The organism is Microbacterium sp. CFBP9034, from assembly GCF_034045255.1.
Classification (GTDB): Bacteria; Actinomycetota; Actinomycetes; order Actinomycetales; family Microbacteriaceae; genus Microbacterium.
Genome location: NZ_JAXCWC010000001.1, coordinates 524081 through 547220, shown reverse-complemented (window position 1 = coordinate 547220; position 23140 = coordinate 524081). Strand labels below are relative to the sequence as shown.

24 protein-coding genes and 1 riboswitch are annotated in these 23140 nt (G+C 72.4%); of the genes, 11 read left to right on the top strand and 13 right to left on the bottom strand.

Annotation, left to right across the window (positions count from 1 at the left end; genetic code table 11):
* Window positions 1-9: 9 nt before the first annotated feature.
* Window positions 10-660, bottom strand: a complete 651-nt coding sequence (locus tag SOM19_RS02480; RefSeq protein ID WP_320484967.1) for an ECF transporter S component — start codon at window positions 658-660, stop codon at window positions 10-12.
* A riboswitch (TPP riboswitch) is annotated at window positions 655-764 on the bottom strand. It overlaps the preceding gene by 6 nt.
* A gap of 38 nt (window positions 765-802) precedes the next feature.
* Here SOM19_RS02480 and SOM19_RS02475 point away from each other — a divergent pair.
* Both SOM19_RS02475 and SOM19_RS02470 read left to right on the top strand, forming a co-directional pair.
* Complete coding sequence (locus SOM19_RS02475) at window positions 803-2386, top strand: D-alanyl-D-alanine carboxypeptidase family protein (protein WP_320484966.1); 1584 nt, start codon at window positions 803-805, stop codon at window positions 2384-2386.
* Between the two features lie 38 nt (window positions 2387-2424).
* Window positions 2425-2790, top strand: coding sequence for a VOC family protein (locus SOM19_RS02470; protein ID WP_320484965.1), 366 nt, complete (start codon window positions 2425-2427; stop codon window positions 2788-2790).
* A gap of 12 nt (window positions 2791-2802) precedes the next feature.
* On the opposite strand, the gene SOM19_RS02465 is transcribed toward SOM19_RS02470, so the two are convergent.
* Both SOM19_RS02465 and SOM19_RS02460 read right to left on the bottom strand, forming a co-directional pair.
* Window positions 2803-3729 carry a J domain-containing protein gene (locus SOM19_RS02465; RefSeq protein WP_320484964.1) on the bottom strand — a complete coding sequence of 309 codons (927 nt, stop codon included), beginning with the start codon at window positions 3727-3729 and terminating at the stop codon, window positions 2803-2805.
* A gap of 69 nt (window positions 3730-3798) precedes the next feature.
* Complete coding sequence (locus SOM19_RS02460) at window positions 3799-4857, bottom strand: enoyl-CoA hydratase/isomerase family protein (RefSeq protein ID WP_320484963.1); 1059 nt, start codon at window positions 4855-4857, stop codon at window positions 3799-3801.
* Window positions 4858-4994: 137 nt separating this feature from the next.
* Here SOM19_RS02460 and SOM19_RS02455 point away from each other — a divergent pair, with 137 nt between their 5' ends.
* Together SOM19_RS02455 and SOM19_RS02450 are read left to right on the top strand one after the other, a co-directional pair.
* Window positions 4995-7061 carry an ABC transporter ATP-binding protein gene (locus tag SOM19_RS02455; protein ID WP_320484962.1) on the top strand — a complete coding sequence of 689 codons (2067 nt, stop codon included), beginning with the start codon at window positions 4995-4997 and terminating at the stop codon, window positions 7059-7061.
* Entirely contained in the window at window positions 7058-7873 is an 816-nt protein-coding gene (locus SOM19_RS02450) for an ABC transporter permease (RefSeq protein ID WP_320484961.1), read from the top strand. The genes SOM19_RS02455 and SOM19_RS02450 overlap by 4 nt, the downstream gene beginning before the upstream one ends.
* 26 nt (window positions 7874-7899) lie before the next feature.
* Here SOM19_RS02450 and SOM19_RS02445 read toward each other — a convergent pair whose 3' ends face one another.
* Complete coding sequence (locus tag SOM19_RS02445; protein WP_320484960.1) at window positions 7900-8361, bottom strand: hypothetical protein; 462 nt, start codon at window positions 8359-8361, stop codon at window positions 7900-7902.
* 103 nt (window positions 8362-8464) lie between these two features.
* On the opposite strand from SOM19_RS02445, the gene cofG reads away from it, so the two are divergent.
* Genes cofG through cofC form a run of 4 tightly spaced genes read left to right on the top strand, consistent with a single transcriptional unit; the run spans window position 8465 to window position 14161 of the window.
* Window positions 8465-10909, top strand: coding sequence for a 7,8-didemethyl-8-hydroxy-5-deazariboflavin synthase CofG (gene cofG / locus SOM19_RS02440; RefSeq protein WP_320484959.1), 2445 nt, complete (start codon window positions 8465-8467; stop codon window positions 10907-10909).
* Entirely contained in the window at window positions 10906-12417 is a 1512-nt protein-coding gene (locus tag SOM19_RS02435) for a flavin-containing monooxygenase (RefSeq protein ID WP_320484958.1), read from the top strand. Before cofG ends, SOM19_RS02435 begins: the two co-directional genes overlap by 4 nt.
* The gene (fgd, locus tag SOM19_RS02430) at window positions 12414-13427 is read left to right on the top strand and encodes a glucose-6-phosphate dehydrogenase (coenzyme-F420) (protein ID WP_320484957.1); all 1014 of its coding nucleotides are present in this window, start codon (window positions 12414-12416) and stop codon (window positions 13425-13427) included. Before SOM19_RS02435 ends, fgd begins: the two co-directional genes overlap by 4 nt.
* A gap of 56 nt (window positions 13428-13483) precedes the next feature.
* Window positions 13484-14161 carry a 2-phospho-L-lactate guanylyltransferase gene (gene cofC, locus SOM19_RS02425; protein ID WP_320484956.1) on the top strand — a complete coding sequence of 226 codons (678 nt, stop codon included), beginning with the start codon at window positions 13484-13486 and terminating at the stop codon, window positions 14159-14161.
* A gap of 4 nt (window positions 14162-14165) precedes the next feature.
* Here cofC and SOM19_RS02420 read toward each other — a convergent pair whose 3' ends face one another.
* Window positions 14166-14624, bottom strand: coding sequence for a hypothetical protein (locus SOM19_RS02420; RefSeq protein WP_320484955.1), 459 nt, complete (start codon window positions 14622-14624; stop codon window positions 14166-14168).
* A 115-nt stretch (window positions 14625-14739) separates the two neighbouring features.
* Between SOM19_RS02420 and SOM19_RS02415 the strand changes: the two genes are divergently transcribed.
* Window positions 14740-15174, top strand: a complete 435-nt coding sequence (locus tag SOM19_RS02415) for a cupin domain-containing protein (protein WP_320484954.1) — start codon at window positions 14740-14742, stop codon at window positions 15172-15174.
* Between the two features lie 15 nt (window positions 15175-15189).
* Here SOM19_RS02415 and SOM19_RS02410 read toward each other — a convergent pair whose 3' ends face one another.
* The 7 genes from SOM19_RS02410 to SOM19_RS02380 all read right to left on the bottom strand — a co-directional run bounded on the left by SOM19_RS02410 (window position 15190) and on the right by SOM19_RS02380 (window position 20604).
* Window positions 15190-15930, bottom strand: coding sequence for a sulfite exporter TauE/SafE family protein (locus tag SOM19_RS02410; RefSeq protein ID WP_320484953.1), 741 nt, complete (start codon window positions 15928-15930; stop codon window positions 15190-15192).
* A gap of 1 nt (window position 15931) precedes the next feature.
* The gene (gene cofD, locus SOM19_RS02405) at window positions 15932-16924 is read right to left on the bottom strand and encodes a 2-phospho-L-lactate transferase (RefSeq protein WP_320484952.1); all 993 of its coding nucleotides are present in this window, start codon (window positions 16922-16924) and stop codon (window positions 15932-15934) included.
* A gap of 14 nt (window positions 16925-16938) precedes the next feature.
* Window positions 16939-17766 (bottom strand): uroporphyrinogen-III synthase, encoded by an 828-nt coding sequence (locus tag SOM19_RS02400; RefSeq protein WP_320484951.1) that lies wholly within the window; start codon window positions 17764-17766, stop codon window positions 16939-16941.
* A 178-nt stretch (window positions 17767-17944) separates the two neighbouring features.
* Window positions 17945-18223 (bottom strand): hypothetical protein, encoded by a 279-nt coding sequence (locus tag SOM19_RS02395; RefSeq protein ID WP_320484950.1) that lies wholly within the window; start codon window positions 18221-18223, stop codon window positions 17945-17947.
* Complete coding sequence (locus SOM19_RS02390) at window positions 18213-18614, bottom strand: phage holin family protein (protein ID WP_320484949.1); 402 nt, start codon at window positions 18612-18614, stop codon at window positions 18213-18215. Before SOM19_RS02390 ends, SOM19_RS02395 begins: the two co-directional genes overlap by 11 nt.
* Before the next feature lies 1 nt (window position 18615).
* Window positions 18616-19026 (bottom strand): hypothetical protein, encoded by a 411-nt coding sequence (locus SOM19_RS02385; RefSeq protein WP_320484948.1) that lies wholly within the window; start codon window positions 19024-19026, stop codon window positions 18616-18618.
* Between the two features lie 99 nt (window positions 19027-19125).
* A complete protein-coding gene (locus SOM19_RS02380; protein WP_320484947.1) occupies window positions 19126-20604 on the bottom strand; it encodes a protoporphyrinogen/coproporphyrinogen oxidase in 1479 nt (492 codons plus the stop codon).
* 73 nt (window positions 20605-20677) lie between these two features.
* On the opposite strand from SOM19_RS02380, the gene SOM19_RS02375 reads away from it, so the two are divergent.
* Together SOM19_RS02375 and SOM19_RS02370 are read left to right on the top strand one after the other, a co-directional pair.
* A complete protein-coding gene (locus tag SOM19_RS02375) occupies window positions 20678-21259 on the top strand; it encodes an HhH-GPD-type base excision DNA repair protein (protein ID WP_320484946.1) in 582 nt (193 codons plus the stop codon).
* On the top strand, window positions 21259-21681 hold the full coding sequence (locus tag SOM19_RS02370) for a DUF1801 domain-containing protein (RefSeq protein ID WP_320484945.1): 423 nt from the start codon (window positions 21259-21261) through the stop codon (window positions 21679-21681). The genes SOM19_RS02375 and SOM19_RS02370 overlap by 1 nt, the downstream gene beginning before the upstream one ends.
* Window positions 21682-21727: 46 nt before the next feature.
* Here the strand turns inward: SOM19_RS02370 and SOM19_RS02365 are convergent, their stop codons facing one another.
* Window positions 21728-23113 (bottom strand): glycine--tRNA ligase, encoded by a 1386-nt coding sequence (locus SOM19_RS02365; protein ID WP_320484944.1) that lies wholly within the window; start codon window positions 23111-23113, stop codon window positions 21728-21730.
* Window positions 23114-23140 lie beyond the last annotated feature (27 nt).

Here is a 23140-nt window from a genome sequence, read left to right as displayed (position 1 = left end):
GCCACGCGTCTAGACGCGCGTGCGCGCTTGGCGTCCGGAGGCGAAGCGGTCGAGAGCGCCGGTGGCGGCGAGCCCGCGCGCGAGCAGCCAGGACAGCGCGCCCGCGATCACGGCGCCCGAGAGCGACGTGCTGATGAGGTAGACGACCACGAACTGGAGGTCGGCGCCGGCGTACCAGAGCAGGAGGTTGTTGATGCCGCCGGCCAGCGCTGCGCCGATGCCGGCGAGGATCGCGACGGGCAGCGACCAGCGACGGTAGAAGAACAGGAGGAAGATCAGCTCGGCGCCGAGACCCTGCACGAGCCCGGCCTCGAGCGTGAGGAAGGCGCCCCACGAGTTGCCGATGAGCGTGAGCGCCGAGACGCCCGCTGCGACGACCTCGGTGAAGACCGCGGCGCCGGGCTTGCGGATGATCAGGGCGCCCAGCACCCCGGCGAACAGCCAGGGGCCGTCGAGCAGCCCCTGCAGGCCGGGGAGGAGGGGCTCGAGCAGCGCGCTCGGACCGCGGTAGGCGATGTTCCACAGCAGGAACACGAGCCCCGACGCGACGCCGATCACGCTGGCGACGACGATGTCGACGACGCGCCAGCGGTAAGGGCTCACCGATGACGGTGGGGACGACGTGGGCGTGGACGTGGGAATGGACGTGGACGCGTGCATCTGGTGGCTCCTCCCTGCGCCGGCATGATCCGGATCAGGTTCGACGGTCGAAGCGTGGATCGCTTCCTCTCAGCCCGGCTCACCGGACTCCCGTGGTTATGCGGACGAGTATATACGCCGCGGGGCGAGGTATCTTGAGCGGGTGACTCTGGATGACGCCCCCGCTCCCTCGCGCCGTGCGCGCCGGGCGCAGACGGGTGAGGTGGCGATTCCGGACGCCGCGTCCGAGGGCACCGAGGGCGTGCTCACGCTCGATCCCGAGACCGCTCCGCTGAGCTCCTCGACGGGCTCGATCGCCGCACCTCCGACCATCGCCGACGACTCCGCGAGCACCACCCCCCTCGGCCGCCTCGATCCGGTGGCCGACCGGGCGCCCGAAAGCGAGAGCCGCCGCGTCGCGCTCACCTGGGTGGACGAGAGCACGGTCCTCCGGGCCGCGGCGCCCGCCGACCTCACCGCCGCCTCGACGGCGTACGTCCCTGTCGAGGCCGGCCTGCTCGTCGATCCCCCGCGCCGCTCCCCGCTGCGCGCCGGAGTCGTCGTCCCCACCCTCGTGATCGCGGGCGTCGTGGGGGCCTACGCCGGCACGACCCTCCTGTGGCCACTGCACGCGGTGGCCCCCGTCGTCTCCGCGGTCGAGGTGCAGCCGATCGCAGCGCCGGCGACCGCCCCGACCTGGCCGGCCGCGGGCAGCGCCGCCGTTTCGGTGGGCGGCATCGCGGGGGCCGCGGCATCCGCCGCCGATCCCCGCTCCATCGCCAGCATCACCAAGCTCGTCACCGCCCTCGTCGTGCTCGACCAGATGCCCCTCGCCGTCGGCGAGCAGGGCCCCGAGTTCCGCTTCGACTACTGGGACTCGGTCGACTACTGGAACTACCTCGCCAACGGCGAGTCGGCGCTCGACGTGCCCGTCGGCGGCTCGCTCACGGAGTACCAGATGCTCGAGGGCATGCTCATCGGGTCGGCCAACAACTACGCCGACCGACTGGCGGGCAATCTCTATCCGTCCGACGAGGTCTTCGCAGATGCGGCGATGGCGTGGCTGTCGGTGCACGGGGTGTCCGGCGTCACGATCGTCGAGCCCACCGGCATGGACTCCCGCAACACCGCCTCCCCGGAGGCCCTCCTCGTCCTCGCCGAGAAGGCACTGGCCCACCCCGTGGTCGCCGAGATCGTCGCCAAGCGCTCGGTGGACATCCCCGGGGCGGGCACGGTCGAGAACACCAATGCCCTCCTCGCCGACCCCGGTGTCGTCGGGCTCAAGACCGGGACGCTCGACTCCTGGAACCTGCTCTCGGCCAAGGACATCACGGTGGGCGACACCGCCGTCCGGCTGTACGCCTCGGTGCTCGGCCAGCCGGACGACACCGCCCGACTCGACGCCTCTCGAGCGCTGTACACGCAGCTCGAGGCGGAGCTGCAGCCCGAGCCCTCGGTGACGTCCGGCACGCTGGCGGGAGGCGTCGACACGGCGTGGGGCGAGCACGTCGACATCGTGACCGACGGCGATGCCTCGGTCGTGCTCTGGAACGGGGGTGCCGGCACCGTGACCACCACCTACGCCCTCGGCGACCACCGCGAGCAGGGCGACACGGTGGGCTCGCTCGCGGTCGACGGGCCGTTGGATGCCGCGACCGTCGACCTGCGGCTCGCGGACGACATCGAGGGCCCGACCGCGTGGTGGCGCCTCACGCACCCGCTGGAGCTCTTCGGCCTGAACGACTGAGGGTGCGCGGTGTCGGCGACCGGTGGTAGACCGGGCGCATGCCCACCCACAACCAGATCGACCTGATCGAGTTCCGCGCCGCCGACGCGGCCACGCTCGCCGCCGCCCGCGGCTTCTACGAGTCCGCCTTCGGCTGGAGCTTCACCGACTACGGCGAGTACCTCGACACCCCCGACAGCGGCGTCGTCGCCGGCATCAACGCGGTCGCCGACGACCACCAGCAGCAGATGCCGCTGACTGTCCTGTACGTCACCGACCTCGAGGCCGCTCGCGACCTGGTGGCCGAGTCGGGCGGCCGCATCATCCACGACATCTACGGCTTCCCAGGCGGGCGGCGGTTCCACTTCGCCGATCCCGCGGGCAACGAGCTCGCCGCCTGGTCCGACGGCGCTCCCCCGAGCTGATCCGGCCCGGGCTCAGGCGAAGCGCACGGCCTGCTGCAGGCGAGTGCGCACGTCGAACACCTCGTTGCCGCCGATCGCACGCACCCCGGTGATGCCGCGGCGCAGCACCGTCGACAGCGCGCTGCGCGAGACGACCACGACCGGCGTGCCGCGCACCTTGCCGATCTCGTCGATCGTCTGCAGCACGTCGTCGTCGGGGAGCACCACGATGGCTCCGCTGAACCGCACGCCCGCGGCCCGCGCGACACCGCGCATGCGCGCGATCAGCGAGGCGATGGGAGCGTCGGGCACCGCGGCTCCGACGAGGTCGCCGCGTCGCAGGCGCACCGGACCGCCGAAGTCCTCCGACAGGATCGCGTACAGTCCGCTCGGGCCCAGGACGATGTGGTCGATCTTCGCGTCCGAATCGGCATCCCTCCCCGCCGGTGCCACGTCGTGCCACACCGTGTAGCCCATGCCGAGATCGGCGACGATGCGCGCCGTCGCCTCTTCGGCGAGAGCGTCGGCGAGCAGTCGTCGCAGGTGCTGCGGCGCCGACCGCACCAGGGCCGGATCGTAGGGGTCCTCGAGCGTCACGCCGCGGCCGGCCCACTCCCGGATGAGCGAGAGGTAGCGCTCGCGCCGCCATCCGCCGGGGTGTCCGTACGAGCGCGCTCGCGGCCGCGTGTCGGTGCGAGCCGCCGGTGCACGCCAGCCCGACCACTCCGGGGCCGGTGCGTCGCCGAAGCCGTGGCCGCGGTCGTACGCCGCGCGCGTGTCGGCGGTGCCGACGAGCTCCCAGGCGCGCTGCACCTGGATGAACACCGCGGCGTCGCCTCCGGTGTCGGGGTGCGTCTGCCGCAGGCGCAGTCGGTACGCCTTGCGCAGCGCCTCTTCGTCGACGGTCGGGTCGACCCCGAGCACCTCGTAGGCGGAAGCGGACAGCGGACTGTCGAACACGTGCGCCCTCCCCCCAGTGCCTGCCGATGCGGCGGCTCTCAGGCTATTCCACCGGCCGAGGGGGTCGGCTCACCACAGCGGCACATCGTGGCGGAATGCGAGCGCGGATGCCGCGGCATCCGGTGACAGCTCCGCCAGGGTCGCCGGCTGCCAGCGCGGCGAACGGTCCTTGTCGATGACCTGCGCTCGGATCCCCTCAGCCAGGTCGGGCTGCGAGGTCGCGAACCACATGACGAGGCCGTACTCCTGGTCGAGCGCGTCGCGCAGGCCGGGCAGGTCGCGCGAACGCCGCACCGACGCCAGCGTCACGGCGAGCCCGGTGGGCGACAGCTCGCCCAGCAGGTCGGCGGTGGCGGATGCCTCGGCCTCGGGCCGCGCGCGCAGGCGACCGATGACCTCCGACACCGTGTCGGCGGCGAAGGCGTCGTCGATCCACTCGCGCGCGCGGATGAGCTTCGACGGCGGCGGCGTCTCGTCGAACAGCAGCACGAGCTCGGTCGGGCTCGACGGGTCCGCCCGCGTCTCGAGCGCGTCGCGGAGCCCGTCGAGGTTCTCGGACGGCACGAAGTGATCGGCGAAGCCGGCGTAGATCGCGTCGGAGCCGTCCATGACCGCCCCGGTGAGACCCAGGTACTCGCCGAGCCGGCCCGGGGCGTGCGCGAGCAGCCACGTGCCGCCGACATCGGGGGTGAACCCGATGCGCGTCTCCGGCATGGCCAGCTGCGAGCGCTCGGTGACGATGCGGATCGCGGCGTGCCCGGCGACCCCGATGCCGCCGCCCATCGTGATGCCGTCGGCGAGCGCGACGATCGTCTTGGGATACTCCGCGATGCGGGCGTTGAGGGCGTACTCGTCGCGGAAGAACTGGGCCGAGTCGTCGGCGCGGCCGCTCATGACGCGCTCGGCGAGGCCGCGGACGTCTCCGCCGGCGCACAGCCCCCGCTCGCCCGCTCCGTCGATCAGCACCACGTCGACCTCGGTGTCGTGCTCCCACGCGTCGAGTGCGGCGTGCAGCTGGTGGATCATCCCGAGGTCGAGGGCGTTGATCGCACGCGGACGGTTGAGCGTGAGGCGGCCGAGCCCTCCGCTCGCACGGACGAGGACGGTGGGTTCGGGGGCGTCGGTCACGGTCGCAAGGCTACCGGGGCGGCACCGCGAGGCGGGGACTCACGGAGACGCGCGAGCGGCGCGGCCACATTTCCCCACGCCCGCGCCCGGTTTCCGCAAAGATATGGGGAATGCTCCCGAAGACGAGAGGTTTCGGCATGCCCCAAGGACAGGTGCTGGAGTTCTCAGGCGTCACGAAGCGGTTCGGCGCCGTCACCGCCGTCTCCGGGCTCACCGCCCGGGTGGAGCCGGGGCTCGTCACCGGATTCCTGGGGCCGAACGGCGCGGGGAAGACCACGTCGCTGCGCATCCTGCTCGGGCTGGTCAAGGCGACCGAGGGCACCGCCACCATCGGAGGGTTGCGCTACGCCGCGCTGCCCCAGCCGCTGCAGACCGTCGGCGCCGTGCTCGAGGCATCCAGCTTCCACCCGGGCCGCACCGGAGCGGCCCACCTGACCGTCTACGCGCAGGCCGCGCGCATCCCGAAGAGCCGCGTCGACGAGGTGCTGGGCCTGGTGGGTCTGTCGGATGCCGCGGGACGCAAGGCCGGCGGCTACTCGCTCGGAATGCGTCAGCGCCTGGGACTGGCCTACGCGCTGCTGGGAGACCCCGGTGTGCTCGTGCTCGATGAGCCGACGAACGGTCTCGACCCCGAGGGCATCAAGTGGATCCGCGGCTTCCTGCGGCAGCTCGCCCGCGAAGGGCGCACGGTCCTCGTGTCCTCGCACCTGCTGACCGAGGTGCAGCAGACCGTGGACGCCCTGCTGATCATCTCGCAGGGCCGCCTGGTGTTCCAGGGAGCGCTGGAGGAGCTGGCCGATCCGACGGAGCGGGCCACCGTGGTCGATTCGCCCGACCGCGCCGGCCTGGCCGAGGCGCTGCGAAGTGCGAACGTGCCGTTCGAGGTGCTCCGCTCGGGGCTGACCGTGCGCGGCATCGAGCCGGCCGCGGTCGGACTCGCCGCCGCAGCCGCCGGCGTGCCGCTGTCGACGCTGCATCAGCGCGGTCCCGCACTGGAGGAGGTCTTCCTCGACCTCGTGAGCGGCGCCCGGCTGCACGCGAGCGCCGCGGGCACGGGCCTCGACGACGTCATCCCGGCGATCGAGTCGGGCTCCGTCGCGGTCGTGGACCGAGACGAGACGGTGGCGGATGCCGCGGCCGACGACACCGCAGCCGACGACACCGCGTCCGTCGCGGCCGAGCTGAACGCCGAGGCCGGCGCTCCTGCGGCCGCCGCGGCTGCCGCGGGCGGCGCGGTGGCTGCGGGCGGCGCGGTGGCCGGCGGCTCGTGGGCGGACCACGCGGACGAGGATCGGGCCGAGGAAGCCGCCCCGCGCAGCGCGGGCTTCGCCGTGGCGAGCACGGGCGTGATCGACATCATCCCCGCGCAGGGAGTCGGCGACGAGGCGGGAGAAGCAGAGGCCTCGACGGTGTACCCGCCCGAGGAGCCCGAGGCGACGCCCGTCGAGTCCGAAGCGCCTCTCGGCCCGGCCGACGAGGACGCGCCCGCTCAGCAGGAGCCGGCCGAGGCGGAGTCCGAGCCCGCCGAACCCGAGCCCGCGGAACCGGAGCGGGCGGAGTCCGAGCCGGCGGAGCAGGAACCGGAGCAGGCGGAGTCCCCGCCGGCGGAGCAGGAGCCGGGCCCGCAGGAGCCGGCGGAATGGCAGCCGGTCGCCGACGACGCGCCCGTGCAGTGGGACCCCGAACCGGAGCCCGAACCCGAGCCCGAGCCCGAGCCCGAACCTGAGCCTGAGGCATTCGTCCCCCCGGAGAGCGACCGGCCGGAGAGCGACGCCCCGGCGGACGGCTCGGGCGCGGAGCCGAACGAGCCGGATCCGTGGGCGCCGGCAGATCAGCCGTACGCCGAGGACGCCGATGCAGACGTCGAGGCGATCTCCGACATCGACGCCGAGCTGGCCGACTCCGATCCGGTCGAGCCGGTGGCCTCCGACCACGACGAGCGCCCGTGGGAGGACTACGTCAAGACCGACGCGGATGTCGAGGCCGACCGCTTCTTCGCCGCCTTCGACGCCGAACGAGCCGCCGCAGCGGCCGCCGAGGCCGAGGCCCGCGAGCGGGACGGCGACGGTTCGTCCGACGCGGCGGTCCCTGAGGCAGCGCCCCAGGGCGACGATGCCGGGCTCGGCAGCCTCTCCGACCTCTCCCCCGACTGGGTCGAGGAAGACGTGCATACGCGCCACGACGAAGGGGGTGAGCAGCGATGAGCCTCGCCGCAGCCACTCGCTCCGAGACGACCAAGCAGTTCAGCACCGCGATGTGGTGGATCCTCGCGCTCGTCCTCGCCGTCTACGTCGCCTTCACCGCCGCCGCTCTGGGGTACGTGTTCGCCGCCGCGGCGAGCGGCTCCCTGCCCGGCGACGCCCCGTCGATGCCGGAAGAGGGCCTCGCGGGTCTGCTGTACAGCACCGCGACCTCCGTCGGATACGTCTTCCCGCTGCTCATCGGCACGATGATGGTCACCTCGGAGTTCCGGCACAAGACGCTGACCCCGACCTTCCTGGCCACGCCGAAGCGCGGCCGCGTGCTCTGGGCCAAGCTGCTCGTAGGAGTGCTCCTCGGGGTGCTCTACGGCGTCATCGGCACGGCCGCCTCCGTCGGGGCCTCGGCGGGCTTCCTGGCGGGCTTCGGGCTCGAGACCGAGCTCGCATCGGTCGACATGTGGGCCCAGTTCGGACGGATGCTGCTGGCTTACGTCCTGTGGGTGCTCATCGGCATCGGCGTGGGCGCGGTCGTCCGCAACCAGGTCGGCGCCATCGTCGGTGTGCTCGTGTTCACGCAGTTCCTCGAGCCTGTCGGCCGGGCGGCCGCATCGCTCGTCGAGGGCCTGTCGGAGGTGACCCAGTACCTGCCGGGCGCCGCCAGCGACGCGCTCGTCGGTGCGAGCGTCCTCACGATGGGGATGCCCGGCGGCGGAGCCGCGCTGGAGTGGTGGGCGGGCGGGCTCGTGCTGCTCGGCTACGCGGTGGTGCTGCTGCTGCTCGGACACCTGGTGAGCTGGCGCCGCGACGTCAGCTGACGGGAGTCAGCCCCCGGCGCAGGGCGTCAGACCGCCGGAGCGGCCGCGGGCGCCTTGCGCGCTCGTGGCTTCTTCGGCGCAGCGGTGGGAATGGCGCCCGTCTCGGCGATCTCGACCACATCGACGGCTTCGTCGGCGGCTTCGAGGTGCAGCGCCTGAACGAGTTCGAGCCCGTGGCGGGTGGTGAGGATGATCCGCTGGAACTCCGGGTGGCCGTCGAGGTCGATGACGACGCTCGGACGGCGTCGGCGGATGATCGCGAAGTCCTCGCCGCCCGCCGACTTCCAGGTGCCCATCGCGACCACGCCGCGCAGATGCGTGCCAGGGCTCGGGACGCCGCGGAGCCACGTCCAGGCGTCGTCCGTGAGCTGGACCTTGGTGATCGTCGAGCGCTCGATCACGACATTCCCCTTGCGGAATGCCATGGCCTTCTCGGCCCCCGAGAGCACGACTTCGAGCTGCGTCGAGTCGAGCAGCAGCGTCACCATGCGTCTAGTCTGCCAGCGCCCGCCCCCGCCCGCCCGACCTTTTGCTTACGGGAGGGCAACGATCGACGGCGCCGCGTCGCTCCCACGGTGCGAGACTGGTCCGGTGACCTCCGTGGCATCCTCCGCCGTCTCCTCGCCGGAGACGGCTCGCGCGCTCGAACGCGCTGCCCGCAGAGAGCGCCTGGACGCCGCCGATGCGCGTGCGCTCCTGGCCGCGACGGGCGAGGATCTGGAACGCCTGCTCGAGCTCGCCGGAGCCCTGCGCGACGCCGGGCTCGAGGCATCCGGTCGCCCCGGCGTCATCACTTACTCGCGCAAGGTCTTCGTCCCGCTCACCACACTCTGCCGCGATCGCTGCCACTACTGCGTGTTCGTGGACACTCCGGGGCAGCTCCTCAAGAAGAGCAAGCCCGCGTTCATGTCGCCGGCCCAGGTGCTCGCCGTCGTCCGGCAAGGACAGGCGATGGGCTGCAAGGAGGTGCTGCTGACGCTCGGGGATCGTCCGGAGGACCGCTGGCCCGAGGCGCGGACCTGGCTCGACGAGCACGGCTTCGCCTCGACGCTCGACTACGTCGGGCACATCGCTCGTCTGGTGACGGCCGAGACCGGACTCCTCGCGCACCTGAACCCGGGCGTCATGACCGCGGAGGAACTGCGGATGCTGCGCCCCACCGCCCCCTCGATGGGGATGATGCTCGAGACGACGTCCCGACGCCTGTTCGAGGAGCCCGGACAGGTGCACTACGCGTCGCCCGACAAGGACCCGGCCGTGCGCCTCGCGGTGATCGACGACGCCGGACGCGAGCGGGTGCCGTTCACCACCGGCATCCTGGTCGGGATCGGCGAGACGCTCGATGATCGTGCGGAGTCGCTCGTCGCCATCCGCGACGCGCATGAGCGGCACATGGTCGACGGGCAGGGCCACGTGCAGGAGGTCATCGTCCAGAACTTCCGGGCGAAGCCGCGGACCGCGATGCAGGGGGCGCCCGACGCCGAGCTGCTCGAGTACGTCGCCGCCGTCGCGGTCGCGCGGCTGGTCATGGGGGCAAGGATGCGCATCCAGGTGCCGCCGAACCTCTCCGACCCCGCCGAGTTCGATCTGCTGGTCCGCGCCGGCGCCGATGACTGGGGCGGGGTCTCGCCGCTCACGGCCGACCACGTCAACCCCGAGCGGCCGTGGCCCCACCTCGACGATCTCGCGCTCCGCACCGCCGAGCTGGGCTTCGAGCTGCGCGAGCGGCTCACCGCGCAGCCGGAGTTCGTGCTCGACGCCGAGACATGGCTCGACCCGGCGATGCGGGGGCCCGTGGCCGCACTCGCCGACGCCGGCACCGGCCTGGCGCGCGTCTCGGCGGCTGCCTCCGACCCCGACGCGTTTCGTCGCGCTCGCTCCGCTCCCTCGCTCTACGACCGAGAGCCTGGAGAACCCTCCGTCCGGTCGTTGAGCGAGCGAAGCGAGACGAAACGCCCCACCCCGACGAGCAGTGCCCGGCAGCTCGCCGAGACCGCGGCATCCGATCCGGGCGCTCTCGACGACGCCGAGTGGGTGGCGCTCCTGGAGTCACGCGGCGACGACCTCGACACGCTGACGGCGACCGCCGACGACCTGCGCCGCTACACCGTGGGCGAGGCCGTGAGCCTCGTCGTGAACCGCAACCTCACGTCGTCGGGCCTTCGCCCGGCGCCGACCGACGACCCGGCGGCGTTCACCCTCGCCGACGTCGGCGCGATCGCCGCCGACGCGTGGGACCTCGGCGCGACCGAGCTGTGCGTGCAGGGGCTCCTGCCGCCGACCGCGGACCCCGAGGGGTACCTCGCCCTCGCCCGTGCCGTGAAGGCCGCGGCCCCGGGCCTCCACCTCCACGCTTACCGTCCCCAGGACGTGCGCGACCTCGCCGATCGCGGCGGGCTCGGGCTCACCGGCGCCCTCAGCGCGCTGCGCGACGCCGGCGTCGACACCGTCCCCGGCACCGGCGTCAAGGTGCTGAGCGAGCGCGTGCGCGCCCTCGTCGCTCCCGGCGACCTCGAGATCGACCGCTGGATCGAGGGCATCACGGCAGCGCACCGCACCGGCCTGCGCTCGACCTCGGTGCTCTTCTACGGTCACGTCGAGACCGCGGCCGAGCGCATCGCGCACCTCCGGCTGCTGCGAGCCATCCAGGAGCAGACCCGCGGCTTCACCGAGTTCGTGCCGATCCCGCTCCCCGGACCCTCGGGCGGCGTGCCCCTCGTCCCGGACCGCTCCACGCTGGACGAGCATCGCGCCATGGTCGCCGTCTCGCGGCTGATGCTCTCGGGCAGCATCGCGCACATCCAGATCCCGTGGACGCGCGTCGGGCGCGAGGCATCCGCTGTCCTCCTCCGCTCCGGCGGCGACGACCTCGGCGGCACCCTTCTCGACGGGCGGGTGAAGCCCGAGGCGGGCATCGAGCACGGCCTCGAACTGCCGGTGACGGATGCCACGGCCATCGCCGCGCGGCTGTTCCGGCCGTTCCGCCTGCGCACCACCGACTACCTCGAGCCCCGCCGCCCGGGGGTGCCCCGGTGAACGCCTCCACGACCCGCGTGGAGGTGGCGATCGTCGGCGCCGGGTTCGCGGGCCTCGGCATGGCGATCGCCCTGCGGCGCGCCGGCCGCGAGGATTTCGTCGTGCTGGAGCGCGCGACGTCGATCGGCGGGACCTGGCGCGACAACACGTATCCCGGCGTCGCCTGCGACGTGCCGGCGCACCTGTACGGCTTCGCGTCGCACCCGAACCCGGACTGGTCGAGCACCTACGCGCCCGGCGAGGAGATCCGCGCGTATCTCGAAGACGTCGCGGGATCGGAGCGGCTCGGCGACCGCCTGCGACTCGGCACGGCGATGCAGTCGGCGGACTGGGATGCCGAGCACGAGGTGTGGCGGATCGGCACCTCGGGCGGCACGGTCCTCGCCGACGCCCTGGTGCTCGCGTGCGGGCGCCTCACCGAGCCGTCGATCCCGGAGATCCCCGGACTCGGCACGTTCACGGGTCCGCTCTTCCATTCCTCGCGGTGGGACCATCGCGCCGACCTCGCGGGCGCGCGCGTCGCGGTCGTCGGGTCGGGCGCGAGCGCCGTGCAGCTGACTCCCGAGCTCGCCCGCACTGCGGCCCACGTGACGCTGTTCCAGCGCACTCCAGCCTGGATCGTGCCCCGCGGCGGCGGCGCGTACAGCGCCGAGGAGCGCCGGGAGTTCACCGCGCATCCCGCAGAGCTCGCCGCGCTGCGCGCCGACCTCTACGCCGAGGGCGAGGCGCGGTTCGCGTCGCGGTCGGGGGACGCCGCGGCTTCGTCATCCGCGCGGGCCGTCGCCCTCGCCCACCTCGAGGCCCATGTCGCCGACCCGGCGCTGCGCGCCGCGCTCACCCCCGACTACGCCTTCGGCTGCAAGCGCGTCCTGCTGTCGGACGACTTCTACCCGGCCGTCGCCTCCCCGGACGTGACGCTCGTCCCGGCGGCCCTCGCGTCCGTCGAGGGCTCCACGCTGGTCGGCGCCGACGGCAGCCGGCACGAGGTGGACGCCATCGTCCTTGCCACCGGATTCGCCTCGACCCGGCAGCCCTACGCCGAGCTGGTGCGCGGCGAGCACGGCGCGACCCTCGCGGGACATTGGTCGCAGGGCATGACGTCGTTCGCCTCGACCGTGGTGTCGGGCTTCCCGAACCTCTTCGTGCTCAACGGCCCCAACGCGTCGCTGGGTCACTCCTCGTCGGTGCTCATGATCGAGGAGCAGGCCGGGTACACGGCGCGAGCCCTCGAGCTGCGGGCAGCGTCGGGCGGCGTGCTGCGGGTCACCGCCGAGGCCGAGACGTCGTACACCGACGAGATCGCGGCGGCCGCGGCATCCACCCCCTGGATCGCCGGCGGATGCCGCAACTGGTACGTCGACGAGCGCTCGGGGCGGCTGACGCTGCTGTGGCCGGGAACCGTCGACGCCTTCCGGGCGCGGCTGGCCCGTGCCGACGGGTCGGAGTTCGCGCCGGTCCCCGAGTTCGTCCCCGCGCCCTGGGGCGCACCGCTGAGAGGAACCGCATGACCCTTCCGCTGCGTTTCGGCTACAAGGCCTCGGCCGAGCAGTTCGGTCCGACCGAGCTCCTCGACTTCGCGATCCTCGCGGAGGAGGTCGGGTTCGACTCGGTCTTCATCTCGGACCACCTCCAGCCCTGGCTGCACGAGGGCGGGCACGCTCCGGCCTCCGTCCCCTGGCTCGGGGCGCTCGGGGCGAGGACCTCCAAGGTGCTCATCGGCACGTCGGTGCTCACGCCGACGTTCCGCTACAACCCCACGGTCGTGGCCCAGGACTTCGCGACGCTGGGCGTGATGTACCCCGGTCGCGTGATCCTCGGCGTCGGCACCGGCGAGGCGCTGAACGAGGCGAATCTCGGCATCGCGTGGCCGGATCCGCCGGAGCGCTTCCAGCGGCTCAAGGAGGCCATCGGGCTCATCCGGCGGCTCTGGTCGGAGGAGCGGGTGAACTTCGACGGCACGTACTACACGGCCCGCAACATCACGATCTACGACAAGCTCGACGAGCCCGTGCCGATCTACATCGGCGCGGCCGGGCCGGCGGCCACCCGCCTCGCCGGCCGGATCGCGGATGGATTCATCACCACGAGCGGCAAAAACCGCGAGCTCTACACCGACACGCTGCTTCCCGCCCTCCACGACGGGCTGGAGAAGGCCGGCAGAGCCGCCGACGCGATCGACACGCTCATAGAGGTCAAGGTCTCGCTCGACGCGTCGATCGCGGCGGCGCAGGAGAAGACGCGGTTCTGGGCGCCGCTCGCGCTCTCGGCCGACGAGAAGATGGGCGTCGACGACCCGATCGAGATGCAGCGCCTCGGCGAGCAGCTGCCGATCGAGCGGGCCGCGTCGCGCTTCATCGTGTCGGACGACCCCGACGAGCACGTCGAGCGGATCGGCTGGTACATCGACCTCGGCTTCCGCCACCTGGTGTTCCACGACCCCGGTCATGACCAGGCGGCATTCCTGCGGCTGTACGGCGAAGAGATCCTCCCGCGCCTGCGCGCGAAGTACGGCTCGTGACCGGCTGGTTCGGCCGCCGCACGCGGGCAGCAACTCCGCCTGAACCGCCGGTCGACATGCCTTCCAACGGCGTGTCGTCCTACCCGGAGAAAGAGCAGGCGGAGTTACGGCACATCCGCTGGATCGTCGTCGTGCCGGTCAAGCCGTCATCGCGGGGGAAGTCCCGGCTCGAAGTGCCCGGCATCCCGCGTGCCGAGCTCGCCCGGGCGATCGCGCTCGACACCCTCGCCGCCGCGACCGCGTGCGACGTCGTGGCACAGGTGGTCGTCGTCACCGACGATCCGGCGCTGGCGCGGGAGGCGGCATCCATCCCGGCCCTGCGGTTCGTGCCCGAGGGCGAGGCGCGCGGGCTCGATGCGGCGGTGGCCTCCGGGTTCTCCGCCGTGGATCCGAACGCCCGGATGCCGAGGGCCGCACTCCTCGGCGACGTGCCCTCGCTGCGACCCGCCGATCTGGCCGCTGCGCTGGGGGCGGCGGCATCCGTTGACCGCGGTGTGGTGGCGGACGCCGAAGGGACCGGTTCGACGCTGGTGACGGCGCTGGCGGGCGTGGCGTGGTCGTCGTCGTTCGGCGACGGCTCGTTCGGCCGGCACACCGCCTCGGGCTGCCTTCCCCTGCAGATTCCGGATGCCTCGACCCTCCACCGCGACGTCGACACCGCGGAGCAGCTCGGAGCCGCTGTGGCGCTGGGGGTGGGCCCGCGAACGGCCGCGCTCCTGGGCAGCGCCCGGTAAGGCGTCAGCCCCCGGGGCACTCGCAGGTGCCGCCGCTGTGGCATTGACAGGGCAGCGGACCGGTGTCCACCTCCTCGACGGGAGCGATGACGCTCTGCACGCTCGTGTACAGGCTCACCGCGAAGAACGCGCTGCCCGCCACCAGGACCAGCGCGAGCGCGAGTGCCACGAACCGGCGTGCCGCGAAAGCCACGACGGCGACGACACCGACGCCCACCGCGATCCACACGAAGGTCCAGTACAGCTCGACCTCCGGCCCGAGGCCGGATGGCGAATGCAGGGCGTTCCCCACCGCGATCGCCACGCCGCGCCACACCGCGGACAGCAGCAGCCAGATGCCGAGGAAGACGCCCAGCCACACCGCCGGGGTGAGCCAGCGGCGCCACGCCGGCGTGGATGTCTCCGCGGCCGGGCTCTCCGCGGCCGGGACGAGGCCGGAGTCCGGTCCGTAGGGCGAGGTCATGTCGCGAGACTAGCCAGGTCCGGTGCTCCGACGGCCAGAACTCTGTGCCATCTCGACAGATCAAGGGGCGATGCACCGCCGCGCTTTGGCCTTCCCATCCGACTAGCCTGGCGACGTGAGCGACTACGAAGTGCTGGACATCGGCGGACTCGACCAGTGGCGGGATCACCACGGCGGGTTCCGCCCCGAGAGTTCGCGCGACGGTCGGCGCGTGGTGGACCACGAGCTCTCGATGCAGTTCATCGGCATGACGGCCAATGCCCTGGAGCCCGGCGAAGAGGCGGGCTACTGGCACCGTCACGCGCGCGTCGAGGAGCTGTACGTGTTCCTCGCCGGCCGCGGGCAGATGGGACTCGACGGCGGCATCGTCGACGTCGGCCCCGGTTCGGCGGTGCGGGTCGGACAGGGTGTCTGGCGCACGTGGCGCGCGGCGCCCGAGAGCCCGGAGCAGCTGCGCTGGCTGTGCATCCGCGCCGGCGGGTACGAGCTGCCGCACTTCCCCGACGACAGCGAGCGCGACAACGACCGCCTGTCGCCCTGGGCCGACTGACGCGCTGCCGGGGCCTCAGACCAGCAGGTACACCGCTCCGACGATCGTGAAGGCGATGACCAGCCGCTCGAACAGCCGCTGATCGAGCCGGTCGGCGAGCCACCGGCCGACGAGCGCGCCGACGACGACGACCGGCACCAGCACGAGGTCGAGCAGCAGCCCCGGCACAGTGATGATGCCGAGTCCGATTGAGAACGGCACCTTGAAGAGGTTCACGATCGCGAAGAACCACGCGGCCGTGCCGAGGAACTCCTTGACCGGGAACCGGGCCGCGAGGAAGTACATCGACATCACGGGCCCGGCGGCATTGGCGACCATCGTCGTGAAGCCGCCGAGTGTCCCGTAGGTCGCGGCGGCGACCCGATGCGGGCCCTCCTCGGAGACGACCTTTCCGGCGCGCCGGCGCAGCAGCGTGAGCGTGATCACGACGAGGAGGATCACGCCGATGGTGCGCTTGACCCACGCGTCGTCGGCGACGGCGAGGAACCCGACGCCGAGCAGCACTCCCACCACGACGGCCGGTGCGAGCCGGAGGAGCACACGCCAGTTCGCATGGCGCCGGTACATCGTGACGGCGAAGAGGTCGGCCACGATGAGCAGCAGCAGCAGCGTGCCCGTCGACGCCTTGGCGGGCAGCACGGCCGCGAAGATCGCGACGGCGATGGTGCCCGCACCGGGAACGGCGGTCTTGGAGAGCCCCACGATGAGCGCCGCGACGCCGAGCAGCGCCCATGCGAACCAGGTCAGGTCGGGCACGTCAGACTGCGGCCGTCGCCAGGGCGGCTTCGGCGAGCGCCGCCGAGCGTGCGGCATCCGTCATCCACAGCGGGGTGACGACCGAGTGGATGCCGAGCCCCGCCACCTCGTCCGCCGCGAGCGCGTCCTCCTCCGCGATCAGCCACGAGTCGAGCAGCCCGTCCCCTGACCGCGCCCCGTAGTGCGCCGCTACCGCGGCCGCGGAGGTCTCGACGCCGATCGCCGCGAGGCACACGTCGGCCATACCGCGCACCACGCGTCCGCCGATGATGGGCGAGACGCCGACCACGGGCGCCGCGGTGCTGCGCAGTGCGGCCCGCACGCCCGGCACGGCGAGGATCGGTCCGATCGACACGACGGGGTTGGAGGGTGCGAGCAGCACGACGTCGGCGTCGGCGATCACCTCTGCCACTCCGGGTGCAGGCTCAACGCCGGTCACGCCGGGGTTGTCGAAGCTCACGGGCTCGAGGGTGGCACGATGGCGCGTCCACCACTCCTGGAAGTGCATCGAGCGGATGCCGTCCTCGTCCCGCACGGTCACCACGGTGTCGACCTCGGCATCGGTCATCGGCAGCAGCCGGGCGCCGAGCTCCCAGCGGTGCGACATGCGCTCGAGCACCTCGGTCGGGGTGAGGCCTTCGCGCAGCCAGCCGGTGCGGGCGAGATGGGTGCCGAGGTCGAGGTCGCCCAGCGTGAACCAGGGCCACCCGGAACCCCAGGCCTGCAGCTCGTGGTTCACGCGCTCGGTGTCGCCCGCGCGACCCCAGCCGCGCTCGGCGTCGTTGACGCCGGCGAGTGCATAGGTGATCGAGTCGACATCGGGCTGGAGCCGCACGCCCGAGAGCCAGAGGTCGTCGCCGGTGTTGACCACCACGGTCAGCGCGGACGCGGTATCGGCGACGCCGCGCGACCGGAGGGCGGATCGCAGGCCCAGGACGAAGCGGGATCCGCCCACCCCGCCCGCGAGGACGACGACGCGCGGCGCCCGGCTCATCGACCCATGCCGGATCAGTCCCGGCGAGGAAGGGGCAGCGCGCCGGTGCGAGGGGCGAACTCGTCGGCCGCGTGCGGGAGCGAGAAGCGTGCGACGGCATCGATGAGCGCGTCGACGGTCTGAGCGTCGGCGATGACGTCGACCGACAGGCCGGCACGCCGGGCGTCCTTCGCAGTACGCGGGCCGATCGCCGCGATCAGTGTCGTCTCGGGCAGCTCGGGGAACTGCAGATGGACCTGCTCGGCCACCGATCCGCTCGTCACGAGCACGGCGTTGATCCGGCCGGAGCGGACGTCCTCGGCGATGCGATCCGTGACCGGCACGCCGACGGTGCGGTAGGCGACCACGCTGCGGACGCGGTGCCCGGCGTCGGAGAGCATGCGGGTGAGCACCGGCTTGGCGATCTCGCTGCGCAGCGCCAGGATGTCGCGGGCACCGGGCTCGAGCGCGATCAGCTGCTCGGCCATGCCGGCGGCGGAGTTGTCCTGCTCGGGCACCAGGTCGACGCGGTAGCCGACCGCGAGCAGCGCGGCCGCGGTGGTCTCGCCGACCGCCGCGATCTTCGTCTTCGCGGGAACCACCGCGCGATACGCATAGAGCACGTCGACCGTGGTGGCGCTCGTCACGGTCAGCCAGTCGAAGGCGCCGGCGGCCAGATCGGCGAGGGCCTGATCGAGGGTCGCCTGGTCGTTGGTCGGCGCGAAGTTGATCAGCGGAGCGATGACCGGCGTGGCGCCCTGGCGGCGGAGCGACGCGGCGACGCCGTCGCCCCAGGGCCCGCCTCGGGGCACCAGAACGCGCCATCCCGCAAGGGGCTTGGCGTGTGGGTGTGCTGTGTTCATGGGGGTCGACTCTCGGTGATGCTCAGCCGGCCGCCCTGGACGTTCGAGCAGCCGACGCGCGAAGCGAATCGGGCTCGCGCGATCGGCAGCATTCGCACCATTGCACTGCCTGACTCCCGAGCATACCCCCACCCCCGGATCGTGTGTCGGGCCGGGAGTGGAGCCTGTGGAGCATCGGTCAGCGAGTGTACGAGCGGACCAGGCCCCAGACGACCGCACCGATGGCGATCGCCCCGGTGATGACGGCGGCGGCGGCGAGCACCGGGCTGCGGCGCTGGAACGCGCGAGCCTTCTCGACGGAGTCGTCGATGGTCTCGGACAGGCGCCGCGGCAGGTTCGCCTTGACCTCGATCGCGGCGAGGGCCGCTTTGAGTTCGGCGCGGGCCTGCTCGACGGGATCTGCGATGCCCAGGGGCACGGCGGTGCGGGGCATCGGCACGGGCGCATCAGAGCTCATCGCGCACCTCCTTGACGTCTTGGGCGATCGACTGGACGGGGTTCTGGCGCTCGCCGATCTTGCGGAACCGCAGGTAGCCGAGCAGTCCGAGTATCGCGGTGACGATGAGCATCGCGAAGAAGACCACGATCGCCGAGACCCACACCGGCCACCACGAGGACAGCCCCGCGATCACGAACGTGCCGAAGACCGGGACCGACCAGAACAGGACGAAGAGCGCCGCGAACACCCACAGCGCGCCCCACCCGCCGTCCTTGGCGGTGCGTGCGAGCCACTTCTTCGCAGCCTCGATCTCGGCGATGACGAGGTTCCGCACGAGCTCCGGAACATCGCCGAGCAGCGTGAGCAGACTGTCGTCGCCGCGGTCGCGGAACCCACGCGGGGACGTCACGTCACGCCCCGCCTCGGCCGGCGGTGGGGGTGCCGTCCGTGGCGTCCGTGACGTCGTCGATCACGTCGTCGACGGTGTCCTTCGCCGCGCGCGCCGACGACTTGGCGGCCGCTTCGACGTCGTCGGCCGAGTCCTGGCCGACCTTGATGGCGGCGTCGAGCCTCTGGCCGGGCGTGCCCTTGGTGGTCGCGGCCTTGGTGACCTTGACCGCGGAGTCCCACAGCGTGCTGGGCAGCGCCATGGCGCTCGACTTGGCGAAGTCCTTCACCTTGTCGACCTGTTCCTGGACCGGGTCGAGGTTCCAGAGCTTCGCGGCCTGGGCTTTGATCTGCTCGTAGCGTTCGCGGCCTGCGCGCGTGCCGAGCACGTACCCGATCGCGATTCCGATGACGAGTCCTGCTTTGCCCCTCATGGGGTCTCCTCACGGTCGGTGGTGCGCCTGATGACCCTCCCAGGGTAGCCCTGTATGCCGATTCCGGCATCCACCCTTGACAAGAGCGTCACGACGAGTTCAGCTTCCGTCCGCGTCGCGCCACAGCACGCTGCGGCGCACGCGGTCGGCCTCGGCCTGCGCGTCCGCGACGACCCGGGTGAGCCCGCTCCCCGAGAGCCAGGCCCCGACCGCCGCGAGGCCGGGCTGAACTGCGATCGAGGCACGAACGGCCTCGGCGTCCGCCGCGTGGCCCAGGGCCGAGGCGGGCCGCGCGAGCGGGAACTCCGACCGATGGGCTCCCTTCACCGCCGCCGCCCCGATCTCGACTCCCAGGAGAGCGGATGCCTCCGCCCGCGCCAGCGTCGCGACGTCGGCGTCGTCGAGCCCCGCCGTCGCCCGGGCGTCCGCCGGGCCGTCGAACGCCACGCTCACGACGTGGCGCCCGGGACCGGCCGTCCGGGAGAGCCACTCCCATCGCGCGGTCTGGTGCACGAGACCCGATGCGCGCGACGAGCCCGGCACGGCGTAGACCTCCGCGCCGCGCGGTCCGGCGTCCAGCGCCGGTTCGTCGACGACCAGGGTGACGATCTCGCGGAGGGGCGCGGCATCCGCCATCCCCTCCAGGTGCCCGTCGGCGTGCGGCGACAGCAGGCGCACCGCCGCCGACTGGTCCGTGGCGACGAACACGATGTCGGCGGGCTCGACCGCGGCAGCGTCCGGCATGGCGTCCGGGTTCTCGAGCTCCACCGTCCAACGGCCGTCGGCGCCTCGGGCGATCGCCGTGACATGGGCCCCGGAGACCAGTTCGGCGCCGAGGCCGTCGAGACGCTCCCGCAGCGCGTCGATGAGCCGCGGCATCCCGCCCCGCAGGCTCTCGACCGTGGCGCCGGGACTCCTGCCGACGCGCAGATCGGCCACGGCGCCGCCGAGAGAGCCGGTGCGGGTGAGCGCCGAGGCGAGCCCCGGCGCCGCGACGGTGACGTCGACCTCGTGCGGAGCGATGCCGAATCGGCCGAAGGTCAGCGGGGCGACGAGCCGCGAGACCACCGCCTCGCCCATGCGGGAGCGCACGAGGGTGTCGAGGTTCCGCTCCTTGCCGATGGTGAGGGGCGGCCGCAGACGGTCGAGGTAGGCGCGCCAGGCTCCGTTCCACCCGATGAACCGGCGAACGCCGTCGTCCCACGGATTCGCCGGGATGCCGAGCACCGACTCCCGGGGCACGGGGGCGGCGGCGCCTTTCGCGAGCCCGGCGATCCACGTCTGCTCGGTGCGGGGCGTGACCACGAGGTCGCCCAGTCCGAGCTCGTCCGCGAGGTCGCGCACCGGCGGGGCTGCCGACCAGCAGGTCGCGCCGACGTCGACGCGCAGCCCGGCGACCTCGGCTTCGGCGACCGTGCCGCCGAAGCCGGAACCAGCTTCGAGCACGGTGACGGGCATCCCGACCTTCGCGCACTCGAGCGCCGCGATCAGTCCGGCGATGCCCCCGCCGATCACGACGACCCTCGTGTCATGGGCGTGGGTGACGATCGCGTCGAAGGGTTCGGGGATGACGGCCATGGGGTCCATCCTCCCATCGGGGCCGCAGGCGGCCGGGGTCGCAGCGGCCGGGCGCGGGTGGAAGACTGGCCGCATGACGCTTCACATCACCGGCGATGACGCGGCCGACCGTCTGCTCACCGACGATCCGCTCGCGCTCCTCATCGGCATGCTGCTCGATCAGCAGGTCGCCATGGAGACCGCGTTCGCCGGGCCGCTCAAGATCTCGGAGCGCGCCGGCACCCTCGACGCGGCGGCGATCGCGAGCTTCGATCCCGAGGCCTTCACCGAGCTGTTCAAGGCCACCCCCGCCGTGCACCGCTTCCCGGGGTCGATGGCCGGCCGGGTGCAGGCGCTCTGCGCGGCGCTCGAGCAGGACTGGGGCGGCCAGGCCGCGGCCATCTGGACCGACGGCGACCCGGACGGCCCGACGGTGCTCCGCCGGCTCAAGGCCCTTCCCGGATTCGGCGAGCAGAAGGCCAAGATCTTCCTGGCGCTGCTGGGCAAGCAGTACGGGTTCACCGGCGACGGGTGGCGCGAGGCATCCGCCCCCTACGGCGAGGACGGATCCTTCCGGAGCGTCGCCGACATCGTCTCGGCCGACTCCCTCACGAAGGTCCGCGAGCACAAGCGCGCCATGAAGGCGGCCGCGAAGAGCGGCGGCGGGGGCGTCTGATGAAGAAGACGGGCGGCAGCGTCGCCGCGTTCATCGCCGGCGTCGCCCCGGAGAAGCGCCGGCGGGATGCCGAGACCATGGTCGCGCTCATGCGCGAGATCACCGGACGGGAGCCGGAGCTCTGGGGCACGATCATCGGCTTCGGATCCTGCCACTACCGCTACCCGACCGGCACCGAGGGCGACGTGCCCATCGCCGCCTTCGCCGCGCGCCGGCAGGCGACCACGGTCTACCTTCTCGACACCGGAGCGCACGCCCGTGAGCTCGCAGCGCTCGGACCGCACGAGGCCGGCGCCGGATGCCTCTACATCAAGGATCTCGAGGCGGTCGACGCCGGCGTCCTGCGCGGCATGATCGCAGAAGACTACCGACGAGTGATCGCCGGCGAAACCGGCTCGGCGACGTACACCGTCACGGACTGAAGGATGCCCCGGCCGCTGTGGCCGGGGCATCCGCTCTCGTCTGCGGCTAGGCGCCCTTGAGGCGCTCGGCCAGGTACGCGTGCAGGCCCTCGAGCGGCACCCGCTCCTGACCCATCGTGTCGCGGTCGCGCACCGTGACCGCGCGGTCGTCCAGCGAATCGAAGTCGACGGTCACGCAGAACGGCGTGCCGATCTCGTCCTGACGGCGGTACCGGCGGCCGATGGCTCCGGCGTCGTCGAAGTCGATGTTCCAGTCGCCGCGCAGCTGCTCGGCCACCTCGCGGGCGATCGGCGACAGCTGCTCGTTGCGAGAGAGCGGCAGGATCGCCGCCTTGACGGGAGCCAGGCGCGGATCGAGCTTGAGCACCGTGCGGGTGTCGGTGCCGCCCTTCGCGTTCGGCGCCTCCTCCTCGTGGTACGCGTCGACGAGGAACGCCATCATGGCGCGGGTGAGGCCGAACGAGGGCTCGATGACGAACGGGGTGTACTTCTCTCCCGACGCCTGATCGAAGTAGGTGAGGCTCTGGCCCGACGCCTCGGTGTGACTGGAGAGGTCGTAGTCCGTGCGGTTGGCGACGCCCATGAGCTCGCCCCACTCCTTGCCGGGGAAGCCGAAGCGGTACTCGACGTCGATCGTTCCGGCGGAGTAGTGGGCGCGGTCGTCCTCGGGGACGTCGTAGCGGCGCAGGTTGCCGGCGTCGACGCCGAGATCGATGAACCAGTCCCAGCACGCCTCGACCCAGTGCTCGAACCACTCGTTCGCCTCGGCGGGCGGCGTGAAGAACTCGATCTCCATCTGCTCGAACTCGCGGGTGCGGAAGATGAAGTTTCCGGGCGTGATCTCGTTGCGGAACGCCTTGCCGACCTGGCCGATGCCGAACGGCGGCTTCTTGCGCGAGGCGGTGAGCACGTTGGAGAAGTTCACGAAGATGCCCTGCGCGGTCTCGGGGCGCAGGTAGTGCAGGCCGGACTCGTCGTCGACGACGCCGAGGTACGTCTTGACGAGGCCGGAGAACGCCTTCGGCTCGGTGTACTGGCCCTTGGTGCCGCAGTTCGGGCACGGCACGTCGGCGAGGCCGTTCTCGGCCGTGCGGCCCTTGCGCGCCTCGAAGTCCTCGATCAGGTTGTCGGCGCGGAACCGCTTGTGGCACTGCAGGCACTCGACGAGCGGGTCGGTGAACGTGGCGACGTGACCGGATGCCTCCCACACGCGCTTGGGCAGGATGATCGACGAGTCGAGGCCGACCATGTCGCCGCGGCCGCGCACGAACGTCTGCCACCACTGGCGGCGGATGTTCTCCTTGAGCTCCGTGCCGAGGGGGCCGTAATCCCACGCCGAGCGGGATCCGCCGTAGATCTCGCCGGCCTGGAAGACGAACCCGCGGTGACGGGCGAGGGCGATGACCTTGTCGAGGCGGGACTGCTCGGCCACGGTGGCTCCAATGGTCGGGATGGGGTG